The organism is Streptomyces sp. NBC_01255, from assembly GCF_036226445.1.
Lineage (GTDB): Bacteria > Actinomycetota > Actinomycetes > Streptomycetales > Streptomycetaceae > Streptomyces.
Window position 1 is genome coordinate 1128698 of record NZ_CP108474.1, and the last position, 22035, is coordinate 1150732.

Consider the following 22035-nt stretch of genomic DNA (forward strand, 5'->3'; position numbering starts at 1 on the left):
CCGAAGCGATCACTCGACGGTCTCCGTCGAAGCGATTCACCACTGTCACGGGCCGCGGGGAGAACGAATGGTCACCCTTGTCGAGGTCGCCCGGCACGCCGGTGTGTCGGCGAGCACGGTCAGCTACGTGCTCAGCGGCAAGCGTCCCATCTCCGACCCGACCCGGCGGCGGGTGCGGGCCAGCATCGAGCAGCTCGGTTACCAACCCCACGCAGGCGCCCGGGCGTTGGCGAGCAGCCGGTCGCGGATCATCGCGCTGATGGTGCCGCTGAGGACCGACATGTACGTGCCGGTGATGCTGGAGATCGCGGTCGCCGTCGCCACCACCGCCCGGGCACACGGCTACGACGTGCTGCTGCTCACCGGCGAGGAGGGCCCCTCGGCGCTGCGCCGGGTCACCGGCAGCGGTCTGGCCGAGGCCGTGATCCTCATGGACGTCCAGCTCGACGACGAGCGGCTGCCGGTGCTGCGCGCGGCGGGCCCGCCCGCCGTCCTGGTCGGACTGCCGGCCGACCCCGCGGGACTGGACTGCGTCGACCTGGACTTCATGGCGGCCGGGGCGCTGTGCGTGGAGCATCTGGCCGGCCTCGGGCACCGGGAGATCGCCGTGATCGGGGAGGCCCCCGGGGTCTACGCCCGGCACACCGGCTTCGCCGAGCGGACCCTGCGCGGCCTGCGCGACCGGGCCGCCGAGTTGGGCGTCGGGCTGCTGCACCGGCCCTGCGAGGGCGGTCACGACGCGGTCGCGGGGGTCCTGGCCCGGATCTTCGACGAGCGGCCAGGGGTCAGCGCCTTCGTCGTGCAGAACGAGACGGCTGTCGAGCCATTGCTCGCGCTGCTGCGGCGTACGGGCCGGGCCGTGCCCGAGGACGTGTCGGTCGTCGCCGTCTGCCCGGACCCGATCGCCGCCCAGGCCTCGGTGGCGCTCACCTCGGTGGCGATCCCCGCGCAGGAGCTGGGCCGCCGGGCGGTGGAGCGGCTGATCACGGGCCTCTCCGGGCGGCCCGGCGACGACGGGACGGAAGACGACCGGCCGGAAGGCGACCGGGCGGAAGGCGACACCGCCCCGACGGCGGGCGTCGAGCTCCTCACGCCGGTCCTGACGGCCCGGGACAGCTCCGGCCCCCCGCCGGCGCGACCGTTCAGGAGCTGACGACCCGCGCCTCGCCCGCGCGCAGGACGAGCCGGGTCGCCCCCGCCGGGTTCCGGAGCTCGACGTTCGCGTCCCGGTCCGGCCGGACGACCGCGTGGTACTCCCCCGGTGACCAGTCCAGGTCGACGCGTGCGCCGAACCGGGTCCGTACGCCTGTGAGCCGGCCGCGCGGGCAGCGGGCGGGCGGCGCGGGCAGGAGCACGAGCCGGTCGGGCGTCGACTGCACGAGGGCCTCGATCAGGAGCGCGGGCAGGGTGTGCGCGGCATCGGCGTTGTAGACGTCGCGGGCCGGATAGTGGGCGCTCATGAGGGAGTCGTGGAAGTAGTCCCCGGTAAGCACGCGGGCGAGGGCGCCCTCGGTGCGGGCGGCGTCCCCGAGCCGGGCGGCGACCAGGCCGTGGTGGAGGTGTCCGTGGGCGGAGTCGTTCTCGCTGCCCCGGAGTTCGAGGGCGCGTCGGGCGGCCCGGGCGAGGTCCGGGGTGTCGTACGGGTTGATCTCGTCCAGCGGCCAGACCGGGTAGAGGTGGCTGAGGTGCCGGTGGTCGTAGCGGTCGCCGAGCCCGGGGCGGGCCCATTCGGCGAGCGCGCCGTCGCCGTTGACCCGGTACGGCGGCAGCCGGTCGGTGAGGGCCCGGAGCCGGGTGGCGTCCGGGTCCGGGGCACGGTCGGCGGCGGCGCGCAGGGCGTGCCGGGCGGCGGCGATGTCCATGGTGGCGTCGACGGCGCCCCAGCTTCCGCCTTGGGGGCGGTTCTCCGGGGAGTAGGAAGGGACGATCACGATCCGGCCGTCGGGTCCGGTGCGCGTGAGGAAGTCCTCGTAGAACGCGGCGAGTTCGCGGAGGATCCCGGTGACGCGCGGGTCGCGCCGTCCGCTCGCCTCCTCGTGGGCGAGGGGCGGGACGAGCAGCCAGTCGGCTCCGGCGGTCCACAGGTGGAGGGGGTACTCGCGGCTGAAGTGGTACGTGTGCCCGGAGACGCCGTCCGTGTGGGTGGGGGCGACGATGCCGCGGGCGCCGAAGATCTCCCGGGCGTTGTCCCGCCAGTCCGCCAACTGCCGACGGATGAGCCTGATCTGAGCCTCGGTCACCTCGGGGAGGTCGGCGGCGACGGCGGAGGCGGTCTGGAGGTTGAGGTTGGCGTTCGTGGTGAACGCCCCCGACCATGCGGTGTTCCAGTCGCCGGTCCACAGTCCGGTGAGCCGGGGAGGCAGGAGGCCCGAGGAGGAGAGCAGGTGGTAGCGGCCTGCGGCGAAGAGGCGTTCCAGGAGGGCGGCGCTGTCGGGGCGGCCGAGCAGGGCGGAGCCGGGGAGGGCCCGCTCGGTCGCGTCCGCGCCGAGGTCGAGGGCGACGCGCCCGTAGGCGGGGCCGTGCAGCGCGGTGTGCCGGGCGAGCAGCCGGGCGTGGACGACGGCGAGGTCCGGGAGGGGCCCACCGGAATCGACCAGGGCGCGCAGCCCCTCGGTCTCCCCGTCCATGGCCGTGCAGGTGTCGGCCTCGTGCCGGCGTACCCGGGTGAGGAGCAGCAGCTGCCGGGCGCCCTCGATCCGTACGCCCGAGGCGGTGATCGTGGTGCGGCCGGTGTCGCTGAGGAGGAGGGTGAGGCCGGTGTAGCCGAGCGGGCTGTCCGGGTAGCGGGCCCGCAGGGTGAGGACGGCCTCGCGGCCGGCGGTGGCGAGGCCACGCCCGGTCGCGAGTTCCGCGGGGACGCCGGGCAGCCGGTGGTCGAGGTCGACCTCGACCACCGGGCCGGGCTGGGAGACGTACTGGACGAGGACGTCGTCGGCGCGGGAGACGAAGACCTCGCTGCGCCGTTCCCCGGACACGCCGGCGACCACCCCGGTGGTGAAGTCGACGGATCGACGTGTCGCCGCGCCGGTACTGAAGGGTGCGCGGCGGACCCGGGTCTGGAACGCGGGGTGGAAGGGCCGCACCCAGCGCAGCGGCCGGCCGTCCGTGAAGCGTTCGGCGGCGGTCGTGTCGCCGGCGAGCAGGGCGTCCTGAAGGGCCGGCAGCGCGTCGGCGAGGCGGGGCGGCGCGGTGTCGGCGGCGGTGTTGTTCGGCCGTACGAGGGTGTGGTGGGTGACGATCACCCGGTCGTCCTCGGGGTCGCCGAAGACCAGGGCGCCGTGCCGGCCGTTCCCGGTGAGGAAGGCGTCCTCCCAGCGGGCGGCGGGCGCGGGCTCCCAGGTGCCGTGGGTCACGGGCGGTCCTCCCCCGGTGTGGGCGGGTGTTCCTCCAGGACGACGACGCCGAACCGGTCCAGCTTCACGGTCCCCTCCGTCACGGTGCCGGTGAGGAGGTCGCGGTGGCGGCCGGGCAGCGGCACCGTCACGGCGTCGGGGCCGTGGTGGAGGAGGAACAGCAGCTCGCCTCGGCGGACGGCCTCGACGCCCTCGGGGAGGCCGTCGAGGACCGGCCGGACCCCGGTCTCGCGCGCGACGGAGGCGAGCAGACCGCTCAGCGCGGCGGGTTCGGGGAGGGTGGAGACGTACCAGGCGCGGCCGTTGCGGAGGATCGCGGGCAGTCCGTCGAGCTCGCCGCCCCGGTAGGCGGCGACGGTCTCGGCGCCCGCAGCCGGGGTGAGCTCCTCGGACCACAGGGTGCCGTGGAAGGTGCCGCAGTCGACGTGCTCGTCCTCGTCGAGGGGCCACCACTCCTGGAGCACGTCGATGCCGAGGAGTTCCCTGAGCCGGGCGTCCATGCCGCCGGGGCGGACCCGGTCGTCCTGGTCGGCGATGCCGGTGAGGAAGCCGCAGACGAGGGTGCCGCCGCCGCGCACGTACGCGGTGAGGTTCTCGATCGCCCGGTCGTCCAGGAGGTGGAGGTGGGGCACGAGGACGAGGCGGTGGCCGCTCAGGTCGTGGTGGGGGTGGGCGAAGGAGACGGGGAGGTGGGCGTCCCAGAGGGCACGGTGCCAGGCGCGGACGAGCTCGGCGTGGTCGACGCGGGTGGAGAGCGCCCCTTCGTGGGACTCCGTCCACCAGGAGTTCCAGTCGTGGAGGAGGGCGATCTCGGTGGTCACACGGCTTCCCGCAACCCGGGGGCCGAGCGTGGCGAGGTCCTCGCCGATGCGGACGGTCTCGCGGAAGACCCGGCCGCGTTCGCCGGCGTGGCCGAGCATGCCGGAGTGGAACTTCTCCGCTCCCTGGCGGGACTGGCGCCACTGGAAGTAGCAGACGGCGTCGGCGCCGTGGGCGACGGACTGGAGCGCCCAGAGGCGGTTGAGGCCGTCCGGCTTGGGGTGGTTGACGGCCCGCCAGTTGACCGCTCCGGCGGCCTGCTCCATCACCATCCACGGTCGTCCGCCGGCCTCGGAGCGCGTCAGGTCGGCGGTCATCGCGTTGTACTGTCCGGCGCCCGGGTCCCGGGGGTCGGGGTAGACGTCGACGGAGACGACGTCCTCCTCCGCCGCCCAGGCCCAGCCGTCCTGGCCGGACCAGAAGGGCATGAAGTTGGTGGTCACGGGGAGGTGCGGGGTGTGGCGGCGGACGATGTCGCGTTCGGCGCGGTAGCACTCCAGGAGCAGGTCGGAGGTGTAGCGCCGGAAGTCGAGGACGTGGGTCGGGTTCTTCAGGTAGTGGGTGCGACGGGGCGGCAGGACCTCGTGCCACGCGCCGTACCGCTGACCCCAGAAGTCGCTGCCCCAGGCGGTGTTGAGGGCGTCGAGGCTGCCGTACCGGTCCTGGAGCCAGCGACGGAAGGTACGGGCGGCCTCGTCGCCCCAGTCGATGGTGCAGTACTCGTTGTTGATGTGCCACATGGTCAGTGCGGGGTGGCGGGCGTACCGGACGGCGAGGTCCTCGGTGATCGCGGCCGCGTGACGCCGGTAGACCTCGCTGGAGTGGGAGAAGTGCTGGCGGGAGCCCCACCATTCGGTTCTGCCGTCCTCGTCGCGGGGCAGCGTCTCCGGGTGGCGGTGCCCCAGCCACGGCGGGGGCGAGGAGGTGGGGGTGGCCAGGACGACACCGATGCCGTGGGCGTGCATCAGGTCCATGACGCGGTCGAGCCAGTCGAACTCCCGGGCCCCCGGGGTGGGTTCGATGCGGGACCAGGAGAAGACGCCGAGGGTGACGGAGGTGACTCCGGCCTCCCGCATGAGCCGCGCGTCCTCGGCCCAGGTCTCCTCGGGCCACTGCTCGGGGTTGTAGTCGCCGCCGTACAGCAGCCGGGGCGGCCGGCCGGGCGTGCGGGTCAGGTCGTCGAGGCTGGGAGGCATCGGGCGGTCTCTCCGTAGGAGGGTGGGGTGGGGACGGGTCGGCCCTTGACGACGCCGACTGGGGCTGAGCCCTTGCCTGCGCAGGTGGGGCTCAGCCCTTGACGGCGCCGGTCAGCATGCCCTTCCTGAAGTGCTTCTGGACGAAGGGCGAGAGGACGGCGACCGGCAGCAGGGCGAGGACCATGACGGCCATCTGGACGGCGAGTCCGGAGAGGTCGCCGGCTCTGACCGCCTGGCCGAGGCCGACCGGGATCTCCTGTTTCTGGACGAGTTGGATGAGGACGTTCTGCAGCGGCATCATGTTCTGGTCGCTGAGGTAGATGGAGGCGTTGAACCAGGCGCTCCAGTAACCGACCGCGTAGAAGAGGGTGATGACGGCGATCACCGCCCGGGAGAGCGGCATGACGATCTGCCAGAGGATCCGCAGGTCTCCGGCGCCGTCGATCCGTGCGCTGTCGACGAGTTCGGGCGAGATGCCCATGAAGAAGCCGCGCAGGACGAGGATGTTGAAGACGCTGACGGCGCTCGGCAGGATCAGCGCGAGATAGGTGTCGGTGAGCCCGAGGGTCTGGACGAGCAGGTACGTGGGGATGAGTCCGGCGCCGAAGAACATGGTGGCCATGAGGGCGAGCAGGATGAGGCGGTGGCCGAGCGATCCCGGCCGGGACAGCCCGTACGCGCAGAGGACCGACACGGTCATCGAGAACAGGGTGCCGGCCACCGTGACGAGGACGCTGACGACCGCCGCCCGGGTGACCTGGCCGCCGCTCAGGAGCTCCTGGTAGGCGATGAAGGTGAGGTCCCTCGGGACGACCACCAGGCCGCCGACCTCCGTGATCGTCTTCTTCGACGAAAGGCTGGTGACCACGACGATCCACAGCGGTACGAGGACGGCGAGGCAGGCGCCGGCGAGGAGCAGGCCCTTGGCGGCGAGGCCCGCACGGCCGGGCGGCTCCTCCCAGACGGGCCGGGCGGGCGCCGCCCGCCACGAGGGGCGGCGCCGGGACATCTTCGATACGTCCGCGGTCATTTCCGGTACACCCCCTGCTCACCCATCAGGTGGGCGACCTTGTTGGCAGAGAGCACCAGCACCAGGCCGACGACTCCCTTGATCAGTCCGGCGGCGGCCGCGTAGCTGAAGTCCTGGCTGCGCAGGCCGGTCCACCACACGAAGGTGTCGAGGACCTCGGCCGCCCCGGGTCCGACGGCGTCCCGCTGGAGGAGCAGTTGCTCGAAGCCGACGGTGAGCGCGTCGCCGACGCGCAGCACGAGCAGCAGCGCGATCACGGGCCGGAGCGCGGGCAGGGTGACGTGCCACATGCGGCGCCACCGCCCGGCCCCGTCCATGGCGGCGGCCTCGTACAGGTCCTGGTTGACGGCGGCGAGCGCGGCGAGGAAGACGATGACCCCCCAGCCGGCGTCCTTCCAGATGCCCTCGGCGGTGACGAGGAACTTGAAGACCCCCGGGTCGGTCATGAGGTCGAAGCCCTCGTGGCCGTACTGCCGGAGGGTCTGGGCGATGATGCCGGCGCCGCCGAGTATCTGCTGGAAGACCGTGATGACCAGGACCCAGGAGAAGAAGTGCGGCAGGTACAGGATCGCCTGGACGACCGCCCGGACCCGGGGCCGCAGCACGCTGTTGACGAGCAGGGCGAGCGCGATGGGCACCGGGAAGAAGAGCACCAGCTGGAGCAGGAAGAGGACGAAGGTGTTCTCGACGGCGTGCCAGAACGACGGGTCGGAGAAGACCCGTTCGAACTGGGCGAGGCCGACCCAGGGGCTTTCGAGCATGGCGGTGACGCCGTTGGTGGAGACGTACGGGTCGTAGTCCTGGAAGGCGACGACATTGCCCAGGATCGGGATGTAGTGGAAGACCAGGACGAGCAGGAGCGCCGGAACGGTCATGAGGAGGAGGGTCCGGTCGCGCCGGAACCGACGGGCGAGCGGGACATGCCCGTCCGCGCGGCGCCGGTTCCGGACCCGACCGACTTGGGCGGGCGTTGTCGGGTCGTCCGGGGCCCGTGCGGCCGGGTCCGCCGTCTTCGTGTCGAGCGTGCTCACGGTCAGCTCGCCGCGGATCCGGTGGTGTCGAGGAGCTTCCTGTACCAGTCGCGCAGCTGGTCCCCGCCCTTGGTCTTCCACTCGGAGACGGCCTGCTGCATGTCGGAGACCTTCTTGCGGCCCCGGACGATGTCCTTCTCCAGCTGCTCGAAGTCGTTCATGAGGCCGGTCCACTGGGACGGCTCGGTGATGGTCATCCCGTAGAAGGAGGACTTGGAGGTCACGGCGCCCATGCGCTGCTGCCACTCGACCATCGCCCGGGTGACGTCGGGGGTGTCGGGGTGCGCCACGTAGGGGGCGGGGCTGGCGACGAACAGCCAGGAGCTGCTGACCTCCTGGTTGCCCTTGTCGGTCTTGACCGGCAGGCCGTCCTTGATGGTGTGGTGGACGCCCTCGACGCCGTAGTCCGTGAGCATCCGCTCCTTGGTGCCGTAGGGCGCGGCGGTGAAGTCGGCGATGGCGAGGGCGTCTTCGACGACCGCCTTGGAGCTGCCCTTCCGCACGAAGGCCCAGATGTTGGCGGGGTTGGTCGCCCACAGCTTCGGCGTGCCGCCCGCGTGGCCGGGGATGTCCATCGCGGCCATGGCGAACGCCGGGTTCTGCGCGGCCTGTTCGGACGTCTTCGCGTACCAGTGGGAGAGGTCGTTGTTGTAGACGAGGCACTGGCCCGCGGTGAAGCGGAGGCTGGTGTCGCCCTGGTTCTGGGTCTTCTCGTCGGGGTGGACGACTCCGGCGTCGTACAGCTTTCGGGTCCACTCCAGGGCTTCGAGGTACTCGGGGGTCTCGATGCGGTTGATCAGCTTGCCGTCGACGAGGTGCCAGCCGAGCGCCTTGTCGCTGCCGGGGAGCACACCGAACATGTTGTAGGCGGTCCAGGTCATGTCCCCGCAGGCCCAGACCTTGGCCTTGGCGCTGGTGATCTCCTTGGCGAGGGCGAGGAACTCGTCCGCGCTCTTGGGGAGTTGCCAGCCCTTCGCGTCGAAGAGGTCCTTGCGGTAGAAGGGCGCGATGTTCGTGACGTACGAGGCGGGCATGGGCAGGCCGCGCAGCTTGCCGCCGAAGATGGAGCGCTGCCAGGCGTCGGTGGGAATGGCCGCGAGGTTCGGGTAGGCCTTGACCTTGTCGCCGGAGAGGTACGGGCCGAGGTCCTCGAACTTGGCGTTGATCGCGCTGGGGATCTTGCCGCCGAGGTTCCAGCCGGGGACGACGACCACGTCGGGAATCTCGCTGGAGGCGAGGACGGCGCCGAGCTTCTGGTCGTAGACGTTGCCGTCCTGGTTCTGCCAGGTGGCCTGGACGCCGATGGCCTCGTTCATGGCCTTGTAGTACGGGTTGTCGGAGGCGGGCGGCGGCCCCCAGAACGGGGCCATGACGGTCAGGGCGCCGCCCTTGCCCTTCCTGGCGGTGACGGACGCCTTGAGTTCGGCGCTCGCGATGGCCCGGGTGAAGCCGGCGGCGGAGCCGTTCATCGGCGCGATGTCGGGGGTGACGACGGTGCCGGCCACGAAGGCGGGCAGGAGCTTCGCCGCGTCCTTGCCGGTGGTGGTGCCGTCCTTCTTCCCGGTGTCCGAGTCGCCGCCGCCGCAGGCCGCGAGCAGCGGGACACCACCGGCCACCGCCGCGGCGGCGACGGCGGTGGTGGAGGCGAGGAAGCCCCTCCGGCTCTGCCCGGTGTCGCTCCGGCTCGGGGTGGTTCTCCGGGAGCCCGTGGAGACGGCGTTCGGCGTCATTGCGTCAACCCTTCATGGCACGCGCCAGGACATACGGCGACCGAGGGGTCGCCGGCCGGCTGCGGGGTGGAGGTGGAGCGGGCGGGGCGGAACAACCCCGGGGCGCCGTCGACCATCGAGTCGAAGCGCTTCGATATTGCTGCGAGGTTAAGTGAACGTCACAGGCGCGGCAAGAGCCGTTCGCGAGTTTCTCGGCCTTCTCTGCGGTGCGTCCGCACGCCAAAGAGCCCTGCGGATACGGGAAGTGGGTCGCCGTGACGCCTTGACACCCACTCCTGGCACACAGAGCATCGAAGCGCTTCGAAATCTCCCGCAGCATCCTCCTGATCCTCCTCTGCCAAGGGACTCGCACGTGACCGCAGACCGGCCGCCCTTCCGTGACCCGGCCCTTCCCGTCGCCCGGCGGGTCGACGATCTCCTCGACCGGCTCACCGCCGACGAACGTCTGGCCCTGCTCCACCAGTTCACGCCCGGCGTCGACCGCCTGGGTCTCGCCGCGTTCCGTACCGGGCAGGAGGCCCTGCACGGCGTCGCCTGGATGGGCCCCGCGACCGTGTTCCCGCAGGCCGTGGGACTCGGCGCGAGCTGGCACCCGGAGCTGGTGCGCCGGGTCGGCGAGGCGGTGTCCCGCGAGGCGCGGGCCATGCGAGCCAAGGACGACCGGGTCGGCCTCAACGTCTGGGCGCCGACGGTCAATCTGCTGCGCAACCCGCTGTGGGGCCGCGGCGAGGAGGGGTACGCGGAGGACCCCGCACTGACCTCCGCGATCGCGACCGCGTTCACCCGCGGGCTGCGTGGCGACCATCCGCTGTACTGGCGCACCGCGCCGGTCCTCAAGCACTGGCTCGCCCACAACAACGAGGCGGCGCGCGACACTTCCTCCGCATCCGTACGTCCCCGCGTCCTGCACGAGTACGACCTGCGGGCGTTCCGCGGCGCCGTCGAGGCGGGCGCGGTGGCCGGGGTGATGCCCGCGTACAACCTGGTCAACGGCCGCCCGAACCACCTCTCCCCCTACCTGGAGGAGGAGTTGCGGAGCTGGACGGACCAGGAGCTGCTCGTCTGCTCCGACGCGGGCGCCCCGTCCAACCTGGCCGACTCCCAGGGGTACTTCGCCACGCACGAGGAGGCCGTGGCAGCCTCGCTGCGCGCCGGGGTCGACTCCTTCACCGACCACGGGACGGACGCCTCGCCGACCCTGGACCGGCTGCGCGGGGCACTGGAGCGCGGTCTGATCGACCGGTCGCACGTGGACCGGGCGGTGCGGCGGCAGTTGACCGTACGGTTCCTCCTCGGCGAGTTCGACCCGGACCTCGATCCGTACGCGGACGAGAGCCGGTTCGACACCCCCGAACACCGGGAGCTGGCCCGTGAGGCGGCCGAGGCGGCGGTCGTTCTCCTCAGGAACGAGCCGCCGGCCGGCGAGGGGCGCCCGCTCCTGCCGATCGCGGCGACGGAAGGGGTCCGGATCGCCGTCGTCGGTCTCCTCGCCGACGCCTGCAAGCTGGACTGGTACAGCGGTTCGCTGCTCCACCGCTCCACCCCGCTCGCCGGACTGCGGGAGCGGTTCGGGCCGGAGCGGGTGAGCTTCGCCGAGGGGGTGGACCGGATCCGGCTGCGTACCGCGTCGGGCACGTGGCTGCGGGTGTCGGAGAGCGGGACGGAGGCCGAGGCACGGGACACGGAGGTCGCGCTCGACCCGGCCCTGCTCGCCGGCCGTACCGATCTGCCGCCCCTGACCACCGACGCGGAGGGCTCCGAGCTGGCTCTGATCGACTGGGGCGACGGGGTGCTGACGCTGCGCGCGCCGGACGGCCGGTACCTCTCGGTCGCCGAGGACGGGTTCGTCCGCGCCTCGGCGGACGAGCCCGGCGGCTGGGTCGTCCAGGAGACGTTCCGGCTCGAAGCCCATGGGGACGGGCACGGGGACGGACACCTCCTTCTGCACCTCGGGACGGGTGGGTACGTCTCTGTCGCCGCCGACGGCGTGAAGGTTGCCGCCGACCGGGAATCCGCCGAAGTGTTCTCGATCGAGACGGTCGAACGGGGCGAGGAGACGGTCGCCAGGGCCGCCGCCGGCGCGGACGTGGTGATCGTCGTCGCGGGGAACGACCCGCACGTCAACGGCCGGGAGACCGAGGACCGTACGACGCTCGCGCTCCCCCCACACCAGGACCGGCTGTGGCGGGCCGCGCACGCCGCGAACCCCCGGACCGCGCTCGTCCTCGTCTCCTCCTACCCGTACGCGGTGCCGGAGGCGGCCGCCACGCTCCCGGCCCTGCTGTGGACGGCGCACGGGGGCCAGGCTGCGGGCACGGCGCTCGCCCGGATCCTGGCCGGTGGCGTCTCCCCGGCGGGCCGGCTCCCCCAGACCTGGTACGCGGCGGACGCCGACCTGCCCGGGATGCTCGACTACGACGTGATCGGCGGCCGCCAGACGTACCTGTACTTCGACGGCACCCCGCTCTACCCCTTCGGCCACGGCCTCTCCTACACGACCTTCGGGTACGAGGAGCTGACGGCGGCGGTCGACGGCGAGGAGGTACGGATCTCCTGCACCGTCACCAACACCGGCGCCGTCGCCTCGGACGAGGTCGTCCAGGTGTACGGGCGGGCCGTGGCGCCCTCCGTGCCGCGACCGCACAGCGAACTCCTCGCCCACGAACGGGTCCACCTCACGCCCGGCGCGTCCCGCGCGCTCTCCTTCACCGTCCCGGTGACGGCGCTCGGCTTCTGGGACGTGGCCCACGGCCGGTGGGCGGTGGACCCGGGGCCGTACGAGTTCCTCGCGGGCACCTCCAGCACCGACGTGCGCCGCACGGTCCGCGTCGAGGTGCCGGGTACGGCACCCGGGCCGCGTCCGGTCCTGGAGACGGGGCTGGAGGCCGTCGACTACGACGAGCAGACCGCGACCGTGATCGTCGACCGCTCCCGGGTCTCCGGCGACGCGGTGACCCCGGCCGATCCGGACGTGCCGGGCACGCTCGTCTACCGGGCCTGCGACTTCGGCGACGGCGTCACGGAACTGGCCGTGACGGCCGCCGGGGCGGGCGAGGTGACGTTCTTCGCCGGTACGGGGACGGCCGAGCTGGCCCGCGTGACGGTGGAGCCCACGGACGGCCCGTACGACCACACCACCGTGGGGGCGCCCTGCCACGTCCGGGACGTGACGGACCTCCGCGTCGAACTACGCGGGCCGCTGCGCCTCGCGCACGTCGCCTTCTCCGGCTGAGGGACCGGGAAGCCCGACGCCCCCGGGTAGGCTCGCGTGCTCGTCTGCCTGGGGGCTCATCATGACCCGCACGTCATCCACAAGGAACTCCAGGAGCTGGACGGGGCGATGAAGGCCGACCCCAAGGGGCCCGGACGCTTCCCCGAGCCGATCCAGAAGATCGCAGAGCTCAACAAGACGCTGGCCGGGGACAGTTCCTTCGAGAACCTGAAGAAGCACGAGAAGCTGCTCGTCGGCACCCGCGACTTCATCAACACGTGGATGCAGGGCCACCCGGACGACTACCGCTGACGCACCGAGTCGACGAAGACGGCGAAGGCGGCGGCGGAGACGGCGAAGGTCGGACCGGTCGGAACCTTGGAGTCACGGACGGGGACGACTCCACGTGTGGGAACGAGGTTGTGGGCGACCTCCACGCACTGGCCACCGTCGGCACTGTAGGAGGACTTGAACCAGCGGGGGGACTCGGTCGTCACAACATGCCCTTTCGGATTTCTCTGATCATGGCCACGGTGTCCGCCTGGGAGAGCGATTCCGCCACAAGGTGATGGTAGAGCGTGAGCATGGACGCCACGGCTCCGCTCTCTCGCTCCAAGTTCCCCTGGGCCTGCGACTCTGCGTAGGAGAGCACGGCTCGGTCGGGCAGAGTCGCCAGCGTCACGGGCCGGTTGAGCGAACGCCTCTCCCCTATCGCGAACGGTGAGACCTGGATGACCGTGTGCGGGCGCGCCGCGAAATCAATGAGCCGGTCGAGCTGCGCGGCCATGACGTCGGGGCCACCGACCAGCTGACGGATACAGCTCTCGTCCATCACGACGAAGACCATCGGCGGGCGCTGCTGTTCCAAGATCTGTTGCCGCTCGGCCAGGAACGCCAACCGCTCCGCAGACTGATCTGCTGTGATGCTCCCGCGTGCGACGGAGCTTGCCGCCAGAGCTTGTGCGTACTCGGGCGTCTGGAGGAGCCCCGGGATGATCCCGATCTCGAACAATCGGAGCTCTACGGCCTTTCGCTCCTGATGGACGTACTCCGGGAAGCCCTCCAGAAGCACACCGTGCCGCACCTGCCGACACTCTCGATCGAACGACTGATCCGTTCCCGTCAGCCCGAATGCTGCGTCGACGGCCCCCGAGAACTTGAGGGTTGCGGGTCTCCTGCCAGTTTCGACGCCGGAAATGTGCTTGCTGGAGTACCTCGTTCGCTCGGCCAGCTCCTCCTGCGTCCAACCCCGCTCCTCGCGCAGCCTGCGCATACGCGCCCCGTACGCGGCCATGGGCCCACTGTCCGGGTCCAGCTCCTTGCGATTGACCACAACTCTCCCTCAGAAAACCGTACGTTGAGGACTCTCTGACTGTAGGTCACCCTGGCAGCTCCCAGTAGTGGATTCGCTACAGAGAGGAACGCCCATGCCCGAAAGCGACCGCCCGACACCGGTCCCCGACCTCGGAACGTTCATGGCGGCAGACACACCCGAGGGACAGCTCCGCCTCGGGAAGGTGACCGCCTGGGACGGCGAGTTCGTCCATCTGCAACGGCCCGGCGGAGGAATCGCGTGGACGGCGGCACCGTCCGAGTTGCGCCGGCCGACCGAGGACGAACGCGCGCTGATCCGCGTGCTCACCACCCCGGTCACGGCGGCGCCCCGCCCGCAGCAGACCTGTCCGGAGCCTCCGGTGGTGCTCTCGGTGGATCTCGTGCCGCCCGCCGTGCCGGCTCCGGGCTGCGCCACGTGCGCGATCGCGGCCGAACGGGAGCGGCACCACCTCCGGACGCACGACGATTCGGCGGCGGCGGACTTCCGGGTCGAGATCCGGAACCACCCGCACGACGAGCCGAAGTCGACGCTTCCCAGGAAGCTGCCGTGACCACGGCGGCAGCGGTGCCCGCGCCGCCGGTCTATCGCATGGGCCGGTACCCCGGACAGGAGTCCGAGCTCACCATGACCGCACGCTGCATGGACGGTGGATGCGCATGGGAGTCGGAGCCGACACCGCAACCCGGGACCCGCGCGGTCGGGTGCGAGTCGCACACCGCAGCCACCGGGCACATCACGTTCGCCGTCCGCCTGGAGTACATCGCGCTGGTGACCACCGAGGCCGCGGGCGGGGAAGGCAGTGGCTGACCACGGCCGCCGACGCCACCTCGCCGATCACCGTTCCACCCCAGGCCTCGCAGCCCGGACCCGACGGGTTGGCCTGGGAGAAGTGGCGAACGGTCCAGTGCTCAGGGGTGCCGATCACGGGACGAGCGTAGGCCCTCCCCGAACTGCGGAGGAGGGCCCTTCCTCGTCACTCAGCAGTCGCCGCCCGGCGATCGGTCGCGAGCACCGTCCGGCAGGCGAGGGCGACGACCGTCGCGACCGCGACGAGCAGGCCGCTCGCCCAGAGCGGCCCCCGGTCGCCGGCCGCGGTGCCGAGGGCGCTCGCGGCGACGAGCGGCCCGAGGGCGGCGCCGGTGTTGAGCGCGGCCGTCGCGAACGCGCCGGCCATGGTGGGGGCTCCCGTCGCCTCGTACAGGACCCGCGTGATCAGGGTGGCGCCCACGGCGAACGACAGGGCGCCCAGCACGAACACGAGGACCAGCACCGCGAAGGGCCGCTCGGCGAGGACGGCCAGGACGGGCCAGCCGAGGAGCAGCAGCGGCCCGCCGGTCGCGAGGACGAGCCCTGGACGCCGGTCGGCGAGCCGTCCCGCGACGGTGACCCCGGCGAAGGAACCGGCACCGAAGAGCACCAGGACGACGGGGAGCCAGAGCCCGCCGAGACCGGTCGTCCCGGTCACGAGGGGCGCGAGGAAGGTGAAGCTGCCGAAGGTCGCGGCGTTCACCAGGGCGCCGAGCAGCATGGCCAAGAGCAGCCGCGGGCTCCCGAGCCGCGCGAGTTCGTCCCCGAGGGCGGGGCGGCCGGCCCCGTCTTCCTGCTGCGCGGGTCGGGCGGGGACGCCCCGGACGATGCCGAGGGCCGCCGGGAGGCACAGCAGGGCGACGGCCCAGAAGGCGGCACGCCACCCGAAGAGCGCGCCGAGCAGCGCACCGCCCGGCACCCCGGCGATCGTCGCCACGGTCGTACCGGACAGGAGGACGGCGAGCGCACGCCCCTTCCGCTCGGCGGGGACGAGCGCGGCGGCGGTCGTCAGGGCGACGGCGAGGAACCCCGCGTTGGCGAGGGCGGCGACCACCCGGGTCGCGAGCAGGACCGGAAAGCTCGTGGTGAGGGCGGCGACGACATGGGCGGCCAGGAACAGGACGACGAAGCCGAGGAGTCCGGTCCGGCCGGACCGGCCGCGGGCGAGCCCGGCCATGAGCGGGGCGCCGACGACCATCCCCACGGCGAAGGCCGAGGTGAGGAGACCGGCGGTGCCGACGGTGACGTCGAGCTCGGCGGCGATGTCCGGCAGCAGGCCGGCGAGCATGAACTCGGATGTGCCCATGGCGAAGACCGCCAGGGCGAGCAGGTAGAGCGGGAGAGGCATCGAGAGGGCTCCGGGGTGAGGAGAAGTACGAGAGGACTCGTCTCGTCACCGCGGTCAGCACCCACGAACACACGCCTCGCCGCATGCGGCGGACGGCGAACGAGCTGTGGACTCAGCTGCGGACTCAGGGGTTCAGGGGGCTGACGGCGTGACCGAAAGCCCCCACCCTGGATGCTTCGGGGCTCGACATGCCCCGCACGCTACCCGACCACCACGGGCGTGGACACGCCGTTTCCGCGCGGATCCCATCGGGGCCCGTCCGTTCTCACAGGCCGGGCGACTCCCCCGGCCCCGTCCCCAGGCTCCGCACCTCGTACGGGAGTTCCGTGCCGGTCGCCTCCGCGCGCAGGCCCTCCGGCGTGCGCGTCACCCGGTACACGGCGGCCGGGGCGCCCCGGTGGTCCGGGACCGTGACCGTGGTCGTCGTGCCGGGCGCGGCGCCCGGGGCCGTCAGCAGGGTCAGGCCGTCGAGCCAGGTGCCGTCCGGGCGGGAGTCGTCCGCGCCGAGGGGCAGGACGGCGCCGGGGCGGACGTACAGCGGGAGGCTGTCGAGGGCGTGGGTCTCGTGGCGCCAGCCGGGTCCTGTGACCGTCTCGCCCGTGAGGAGGTGGGTCCACTCCCCCGCCGGCAGGTACACCTCCACCTCGCCGCCGGTCGTGAGGACCGGGGCGACGAGCAGGTCGGGGCCGAGCATGTACTGCCGGTCCAGGGTCCGGCAGGCCGGGTCGCCGGGGAACTCCAGGAGCATGGGCCGCATGACGGGGACGCCCGTGGCGTGGGCCTCTGCGGCCGCCCCGTACAGGTACGGCATGAGCCGGTGCTTGAGCCGGGTGAAGCGGCGCGCGACCTCGACGGCCTCCTCGCCGAACTCCCACGGCACGCGGTAGGAGTCGCTGCCGTGCAGCCTGCTGTGCGAGGAGAGCAGGCCGAAGGCGAGCCAGCGCGTGAAGACCTCGGGCTCCGGGGTGCCCTCGAAGCCGCCGATGTCGTGGCTCCAGAAGCCGAATCCGCTGAGGGAGAGCGAGAGTCCGCCGCGCAGCGACTCCGCCATCGCCTCGAACGAGGCCCAGCAGTCGCCGCCCCAGTGGACGGGGAACTGCTGGCCGCCCGCGGTCGCCGAGCGGGCGAACAGTACGGCCTCGCCGGTGCCGCGCTCCTTCTCCAGGAGCTCGAAGACGGTCCGGTTGTAGAGCTGGGCGTAGTAGTTGTGCATCCGCTCGGGGTCCGAGCCGTCGTGCCAGACGACGTCGGTGGGGATCCGCTCGCCGAAGTCGGTCTTGAAGCAGTCGACGCCCTGCGCGAGCAGTGGGCGCAGCTTGTCCTGGAACCAGGTCCGGGCCGCCGGGTTCGTGAAGTCGACCAGGGCCATGCCGGGCTGCCACAGGTCCCACTGCCAGATGTCGCCGTCGGGCCGCCTGACCAGGTAGCCGCCGGCCGCGCCCTCCTCGAAGAGCGCGGACTTCTGCGCGATGTAGGGATTGATCCACATGCCGACGCGCAGGCCCCGCTCCTTCAGCCGGGCCAGCATGCCTTCCGGGTCGGGGAAGGTCTCGGGGTCCCAGCGGAAGTCCGACCACTGGTACTCGCGCATCCAGAAGCAGTCGAAGTGGAAGACGGAGAGCGGGATGCCGCGCTCCGCCATGCCGTCGACGAAGGAGGTGACGGTCTCCTCGTCGTAGCGGGTGGTGAAGGAGGTGGTGAGCCAGAGGCCGAAGGACCACGGCGGGGGCAGGGCCGGGCGGCCGGTGAGCGCGGTGTAGCGGGCGAGCACCTCCTTGGGGGTCGGGCCCGCCACGACGAAGTACTCGACGCTCTGGTCCTCGACGCTGAACTGGACCTGGCCGACGGCCTCGGAGCCGACCTCGAACGAGACCCGTCCGGGGTGGTCGACGAAGACGCCGTAGCCGCGCGAGGAGAGGTAGAACGGGATGTTCTTGTAGGCCTGTTCGCTGCTGGTGCCGCCGTCGGCCTGCCAGATGTCGACGCTCTGGCCGTTCCTCACGAAGGGCGTGAAGCGCTCGCCGAGTCCGTAGATCTGCTCGCCGACGCCGAGCGCGAGCTGGACCGCCATGTGGTGGGAGCCGTCGGCGGTGGTGACGAACGCGGTGCCCTTGCGGCCCGCCTCGGTGAGGGGCCTGCCTTCCGTGTCGCTGAAGTCCAGGGTCCAGGGCTTCGAGCGGTCCAGGCGCAGGCGCAGCGGTCCTGAGGCGAGTTCGACGACCGGGCCTTCGACCACGACGGTTCCGGAGCCGGAGCCCTCCGCCAGGGCGAAGTCCGGGCCCCGGTGGGCCTTCCCCGCGTGGTGGGTGACGCGGACCCCGATCACCCCCTCGGCGGGCGACCGGCACTCCACGGTCAGGAGCGCCGAGTTCAGGGTGTCGCCGCGGGTCGCGACCCGCTTGACGGAGGCGTAGGCGGTGAAGCGGTCGGCTTCGGCGCGCAGATCGCGGACTTCGGTGGCGTACGAGGCGTGGACGCCCTCGCGCATCAACCAGAAGCCGTCGGTGAACTTCATGCGGGTCCTTGGGGGTGGGGTGAGGTGAGGTGAGGGCTGCGCCGAGGGAGGAGGGGCTGCACCAAGGCAGGAGGGGGGCTGCACCGAGCCCCAATAGTTATCCCAGAAAACAAAACGGTGGACCAGTCCCGTAGAAAGCGTTTGCGCGAAGCATTGACGAAACACGAACGCCCCCATAGCTTCATGCCCGTTGCACTTCGTACGTCATATATGAGACGCGATACACGAGATCTGAGAGTGCTCCATGGCCTTCGCCCCCAGCCCCATCCCGTCCCGCACCCAGTACGTCCTGGAAGCGATCAAGCACGACATCCTCACCGGAGGGCTCAGACCCGGCCAGGCGCTCGTGGAGACCGAACTCGCCGCGCGCTTCGGGGTGTCGAAGACCCCGGTGCGCGAGGCGCTCAAGACCCTGGCGGGCAGCGGGCTCGTGGTGATGAGCCAGTACAAGGGCGTCACGGTCCGGATGGTCGACGCGGACATGGCCCGCTCGGTCTACGACGTGCGCCTGCTCCTGGAGCCCGAGGCGGTCCGCCGCGCCGTCGCCTCCGCCGCCCCGCTCGACGCGGCGCACGAGGCGCTGCGCCGGGCCGCCGGGGCCGAGGACCCGGCCGAACGGTCCCTGGCGAACCGGGACTTCCACCGCGCGCTCTATCTGCCCTGCGGCAATCCGCTGCTCGGCCGGATGCTCGACGAGGTCCGCGACCAGGCCGCCCTGGTCTCCACGGTCGCCTGGGCAGCCGTCCCCTCCTGGGAGCGCGAGGCCGCGGAGCACGAGGAGATCCTGCGGCTCGCCGCCGCGGGCGATGCCGCGGGAGCCGGCCTGGCCGTACACGACCACATCGCCTCGTTCGTCGAGCGCGCCTTTCCCCACTCCCGCCTGAACAGCGAGTGAGCACCGAGTGAGCATGGATTTCGAGACCCTGAGGGCCGCCCTCGCCGATGTGGTGGCCATCCCCGTCACCCCGTTCGCCGAGGACGGTTCGGTCGACACCGCCGCGCACCGGACGCTGCTGCGCCGGCTGCTCGACGGCGGCGTACGCACCCTCACGCCGAACGGCAACACCGGCGAGTTCTACGCCCTCACCCCCGAGGAGCGCCGCTCCCTCACCGAGGCGACCGTCGAGGAGGCCGGGGACCGCGCCGTGATCCTGGTCGGCGTCGGCCACGACGTGCCGACGGCCGTCGAGGCCGCCCGGCACGCCCGCGCCACCGGGGCCCACATGCTGATGGTGCACCAGCCCGTGCACCCGTACGTCTCCGAGAGCGGCTGGGTCGACTACCACCGGGCCATCGCCGAGGCCGTGCCGGAGCTCGGTGTCGTCCCGTACCTCCGCAACCCGCTCCTCAGCGGTGCCCGGCTCGCCGAACTCGGCGCCGCCTGCCCCAACGTGATCGGCGTGAAGTACGCCGTCCCGGACGCCTCCCGGTTCGCCGGCTTCGCCCGGGACGCGGGCCTCGACCGCTTCGTGTGGGTGGCGGGGCTCGCCGAGCCCTACGCCCCCTCCTACTTCGCGAGCGGCGCGACCGGCTTCACCTCCGGTCTCGTCAACGTCTCCCCCGCGCTCTCCCTGGAGATGCTGCACGCGCTGCGGGCCGGCGACTACCCGACCGCGATGAAGGTCTGGGAGCGGATCCGCCGCTTCGAGGAGCTGCGCGCGGCGAACGGCAGCGCCGACAACGTGACGGTGGTCAAGGAGGCCCTCGCCTCCCTCGGCCTGTGCCGCCGCGACATCCGCCCGCCGAGCCGGGAACTCCCGGAGAGCGAGCGGGCCGAGGTCGCGACGATAGCCGCCGGGTGGCCGATGTGACGAGGAAGCACGAGGAGCTGCGCAGTCACCAGTGGTACGGGACGGACGGGCTGCGCTCGTTCAGCCACCGCGCCCGCACCCGCCAGCTCGGCTATCTGCCCGAGGAGCACCTCGGCAAGCCGGTCATCGCGATCCTCAACACCTGGTCCGACATCAACCCCTGCCACGTCCATCTCCGCGACCGCGCGCAGGCGGTGAAGCGGGGGGTGTGGCAGGCGGGCGGCTTCCCGCTGGAGTTCCCGGTCTCCACCCTCTCGGAGACCTTCCAGAAGCCGACGCCGATGCTCTACCGCAATCTTCTCGCCCTGGAGACGGAGGAGTTGCTCCGCTCGTACCCGGTGGACGGGGCGGTCCTGATGGGCGGCTGCGACAAGACGACGCCGGCGCTGCTGATGGGCGCGGCCTCCGTCGACCTGCCGACCGTCTTCGTCCCGGCCGGTCCGATGCTGCCCGGCCACTGGCGCGGCGAGACCCTCGGCTCCGGTACGGACATGTGGAAGTACTGGGACGAGAAGCGGGCCGGACGGATCGGCGACTGCGAGATGGCCGAGCTGGAGAGCGGCCTGGCCCGCTCGCCCGGCCACTGCATGACCATGGGGACGGCCTCCACGCTCACCGCCGCCGCGGAGACCCTGGGCGTGACCGTGCCGGGCGCCTCCTCGGTGCCGGCGGTGGACTCGGGCCACGACCGGATGGCCGCGGCCTCGGGGCTGCGGATCGTGGAGCTCGTACGGGAGGACCTGCGGCTGTCACGGCTGCTGACCCGGGAGGCGTACGAGGACGCCGTCGCCGCCGTCCTGGCGCTCGGCGGCTCGACCAACGCGGTGATCCATCTGATCGCGATGGCCGGGCGCTCCGGGGTGAAGCTCACGCTCGACGACTTCGACCGGATCGCGCGGACCGTCCCGGTCCTCGCGAACCTCCGGCCGGGCGGCCGGTACCTCATGGAGGACTTCCACTTCGCGGGCGGGATGCCGGGCTTCCTCTCGCGGCTCACCGACGTGCTGCACCTGGACCGGCCGACGGTCTCGCACGCCACCCTGCGCGAGCAGCTCGCCGGCGCCCTCGTCCACGACGACGACGTGATCCGGGACCGGTCTAGGCCGCTGGCGGCCGAGGGCGGGGTCGCGGTGCTGCGGGGCAACCTCTGCCCGGACGGCGCGGTCATCAAGCACATCGCGGCCGATCCGCGGCTGCTGAAGCACACCGGTCCCGCGGTCGTCTTCGACGACTACCGGACCATGCAGCGGACCATCGACGACCCGGCGCTCGGCATCACCGCCGACCACGTCCTCATGCTGCGCGGCGCGGGCCCCAAGGGCGGTCCGGGCATGCCGGAGTACGGGATGCTGCCGATCCCCGCGTACCTCCTGGAGCAGGGGGTGAAGGACATGGTCCGGATCTCCGACGCCCGGATGAGCGGGACGAGTTACGGGGCCTGTGTGCTGCACGTGGCGCCCGAGTCCCATGTCGGCGGACCCCTTGCCCTGGTCCGTACGGGCGATACGATCACCCTCGACGTCGCGGCACGCTCCCTCCACCTGCACGTCACGGACGAGGAGCTGGACCGCCGCAGGGCCGAGTGGACCCCTCCTCCGGCCCGGTACGAGCGCGGCTACGGCGCGCTCTACATGGAGCAGATCTCCCAGGCCGACACCGGCTGCGACTTCGCGTTCCTGGCCAGGCCGGGAACCACCCCCGATCCGTACGCGGGCTGAGCCCGCCCGCGGGGGCCAACCGTCCGCAGCACCGCCCGAAGCACCGTCCGAAACCCACCCGAAACCCGCCCTCGCCCCACCTGTCCGAAATCTCGAACGTCGTTCGCGAAGCGCTTCACCGAGAACGGAG

Annotated in this window: 17 protein-coding genes; 8 read left to right on the forward strand and 9 right to left on the reverse strand. The window is 72.0% G+C overall.

The window, feature by feature from the left end; genetic code table 11:
• Positions 1 to 67: 67 nt before the first annotated feature.
• The gene (locus OG357_RS04755; protein WP_329619924.1) at positions 68 to 1153 is read left to right on the forward strand and encodes a LacI family DNA-binding transcriptional regulator; all 1086 of its coding nucleotides are present in this window, start codon (positions 68 to 70) and stop codon (positions 1151 to 1153) included.
• On the opposite strand, the gene OG357_RS04760 is transcribed toward OG357_RS04755, so the two are convergent.
• From OG357_RS04760 to OG357_RS04780, 5 genes are all read right to left on the reverse strand, one after another.
• Positions 1143 to 3353 carry a glycosyl hydrolase family 95 catalytic domain-containing protein gene (locus OG357_RS04760; RefSeq protein ID WP_329619925.1) on the reverse strand — a complete coding sequence of 737 codons (2211 nt, stop codon included), beginning with the start codon at positions 3351 to 3353 and terminating at the stop codon, positions 1143 to 1145. The genes OG357_RS04755 and OG357_RS04760 overlap by 11 nt on opposite strands.
• The gene (locus OG357_RS04765; protein WP_329619926.1) at positions 3350 to 5368 is read right to left on the reverse strand and encodes a beta-galactosidase; all 2019 of its coding nucleotides are present in this window, start codon (positions 5366 to 5368) and stop codon (positions 3350 to 3352) included. The genes OG357_RS04760 and OG357_RS04765 overlap by 4 nt, the downstream gene beginning before the upstream one ends.
• A gap of 91 nt (positions 5369 to 5459) precedes the next feature.
• Positions 5460 to 6398, reverse strand: coding sequence for a carbohydrate ABC transporter permease (locus tag OG357_RS04770; protein WP_329619927.1), 939 nt, complete (start codon positions 6396 to 6398; stop codon positions 5460 to 5462).
• A complete protein-coding gene (locus tag OG357_RS04775) occupies positions 6395 to 7429 on the reverse strand; it encodes an ABC transporter permease (RefSeq protein ID WP_329619928.1) in 1035 nt (344 codons plus the stop codon). Before OG357_RS04775 ends, OG357_RS04770 begins: the two co-directional genes overlap by 4 nt.
• Before the next feature lie 2 nt (positions 7430 to 7431).
• A complete protein-coding gene (locus tag OG357_RS04780) occupies positions 7432 to 9159 on the reverse strand; it encodes an extracellular solute-binding protein (RefSeq protein ID WP_329619929.1) in 1728 nt (575 codons plus the stop codon).
• Positions 9160 to 9511: 352 nt separating this feature from the next.
• Between OG357_RS04780 and OG357_RS04785 the strand changes: the two genes are divergently transcribed.
• Positions 9512 to 12391, forward strand: coding sequence for a glycoside hydrolase family 3 C-terminal domain-containing protein (locus OG357_RS04785; protein WP_329619930.1), 2880 nt, complete (start codon positions 9512 to 9514; stop codon positions 12389 to 12391).
• Positions 12392 to 12427: 36 nt separating this feature from the next.
• A complete protein-coding gene (locus tag OG357_RS04790; RefSeq protein ID WP_329619931.1) occupies positions 12428 to 12682 on the forward strand; it encodes a hypothetical protein in 255 nt (84 codons plus the stop codon).
• On the opposite strand, the gene OG357_RS04795 is transcribed toward OG357_RS04790, so the two are convergent.
• Together OG357_RS04795 and OG357_RS04800 are read right to left on the reverse strand one after the other, a co-directional pair.
• The gene (locus OG357_RS04795) at positions 12673 to 12867 is read right to left on the reverse strand and encodes a DUF397 domain-containing protein (RefSeq protein WP_329619932.1); all 195 of its coding nucleotides are present in this window, start codon (positions 12865 to 12867) and stop codon (positions 12673 to 12675) included. The genes OG357_RS04790 and OG357_RS04795 overlap by 10 nt on opposite strands.
• Positions 12864 to 13664: a helix-turn-helix domain-containing protein gene (locus tag OG357_RS04800; protein ID WP_329619933.1), complete on the reverse strand. Its 801-nt coding sequence runs from the start codon at positions 13662 to 13664 to the stop codon at positions 12864 to 12866. The genes OG357_RS04795 and OG357_RS04800 overlap by 4 nt, the downstream gene beginning before the upstream one ends.
• Positions 13665 to 13797: 133 nt before the next feature.
• Between OG357_RS04800 and OG357_RS04805 the strand changes: the two genes are divergently transcribed.
• Both OG357_RS04805 and OG357_RS04810 read left to right on the forward strand, forming a co-directional pair.
• Positions 13798 to 14256, forward strand: coding sequence for a hypothetical protein (locus OG357_RS04805; RefSeq protein WP_329619934.1), 459 nt, complete (start codon positions 13798 to 13800; stop codon positions 14254 to 14256).
• Positions 14253 to 14513 carry a hypothetical protein gene (locus OG357_RS04810; protein WP_329619935.1) on the forward strand — a complete coding sequence of 87 codons (261 nt, stop codon included), beginning with the start codon at positions 14253 to 14255 and terminating at the stop codon, positions 14511 to 14513. Before OG357_RS04805 ends, OG357_RS04810 begins: the two co-directional genes overlap by 4 nt.
• Positions 14514 to 14679: 166 nt before the next feature.
• Here OG357_RS04810 and OG357_RS04815 read toward each other — a convergent pair whose 3' ends face one another.
• Positions 14680 to 15861 carry a Cmx/CmrA family chloramphenicol efflux MFS transporter gene (locus tag OG357_RS04815; RefSeq protein WP_329619936.1) on the reverse strand — a complete coding sequence of 394 codons (1182 nt, stop codon included), beginning with the start codon at positions 15859 to 15861 and terminating at the stop codon, positions 14680 to 14682.
• 265 nt (positions 15862 to 16126) lie between these two features.
• A complete protein-coding gene (yicI, locus tag OG357_RS04820; protein ID WP_329619937.1) occupies positions 16127 to 18376 on the reverse strand; it encodes an alpha-xylosidase in 2250 nt (749 codons plus the stop codon).
• A 244-nt stretch (positions 18377 to 18620) separates the two neighbouring features.
• On the opposite strand from yicI, the gene OG357_RS04825 reads away from it, so the two are divergent.
• Genes OG357_RS04825 through araD form a run of 3 tightly spaced genes read left to right on the forward strand, consistent with a single transcriptional unit; the run spans position 18621 to position 21905 of the window.
• The gene (locus OG357_RS04825; RefSeq protein WP_329619938.1) at positions 18621 to 19271 is read left to right on the forward strand and encodes a GntR family transcriptional regulator; all 651 of its coding nucleotides are present in this window, start codon (positions 18621 to 18623) and stop codon (positions 19269 to 19271) included.
• Between the two features lie 13 nt (positions 19272 to 19284).
• Entirely contained in the window at positions 19285 to 20187 is a 903-nt protein-coding gene (locus OG357_RS04830; RefSeq protein ID WP_329619939.1) for a dihydrodipicolinate synthase family protein, read from the forward strand.
• Entirely contained in the window at positions 20184 to 21905 is a 1722-nt protein-coding gene (gene araD / locus OG357_RS04835; protein WP_329619940.1) for an L-arabinonate dehydratase, read from the forward strand. Before OG357_RS04830 ends, araD begins: the two co-directional genes overlap by 4 nt.
• Positions 21906 to 22035 lie beyond the last annotated feature (130 nt).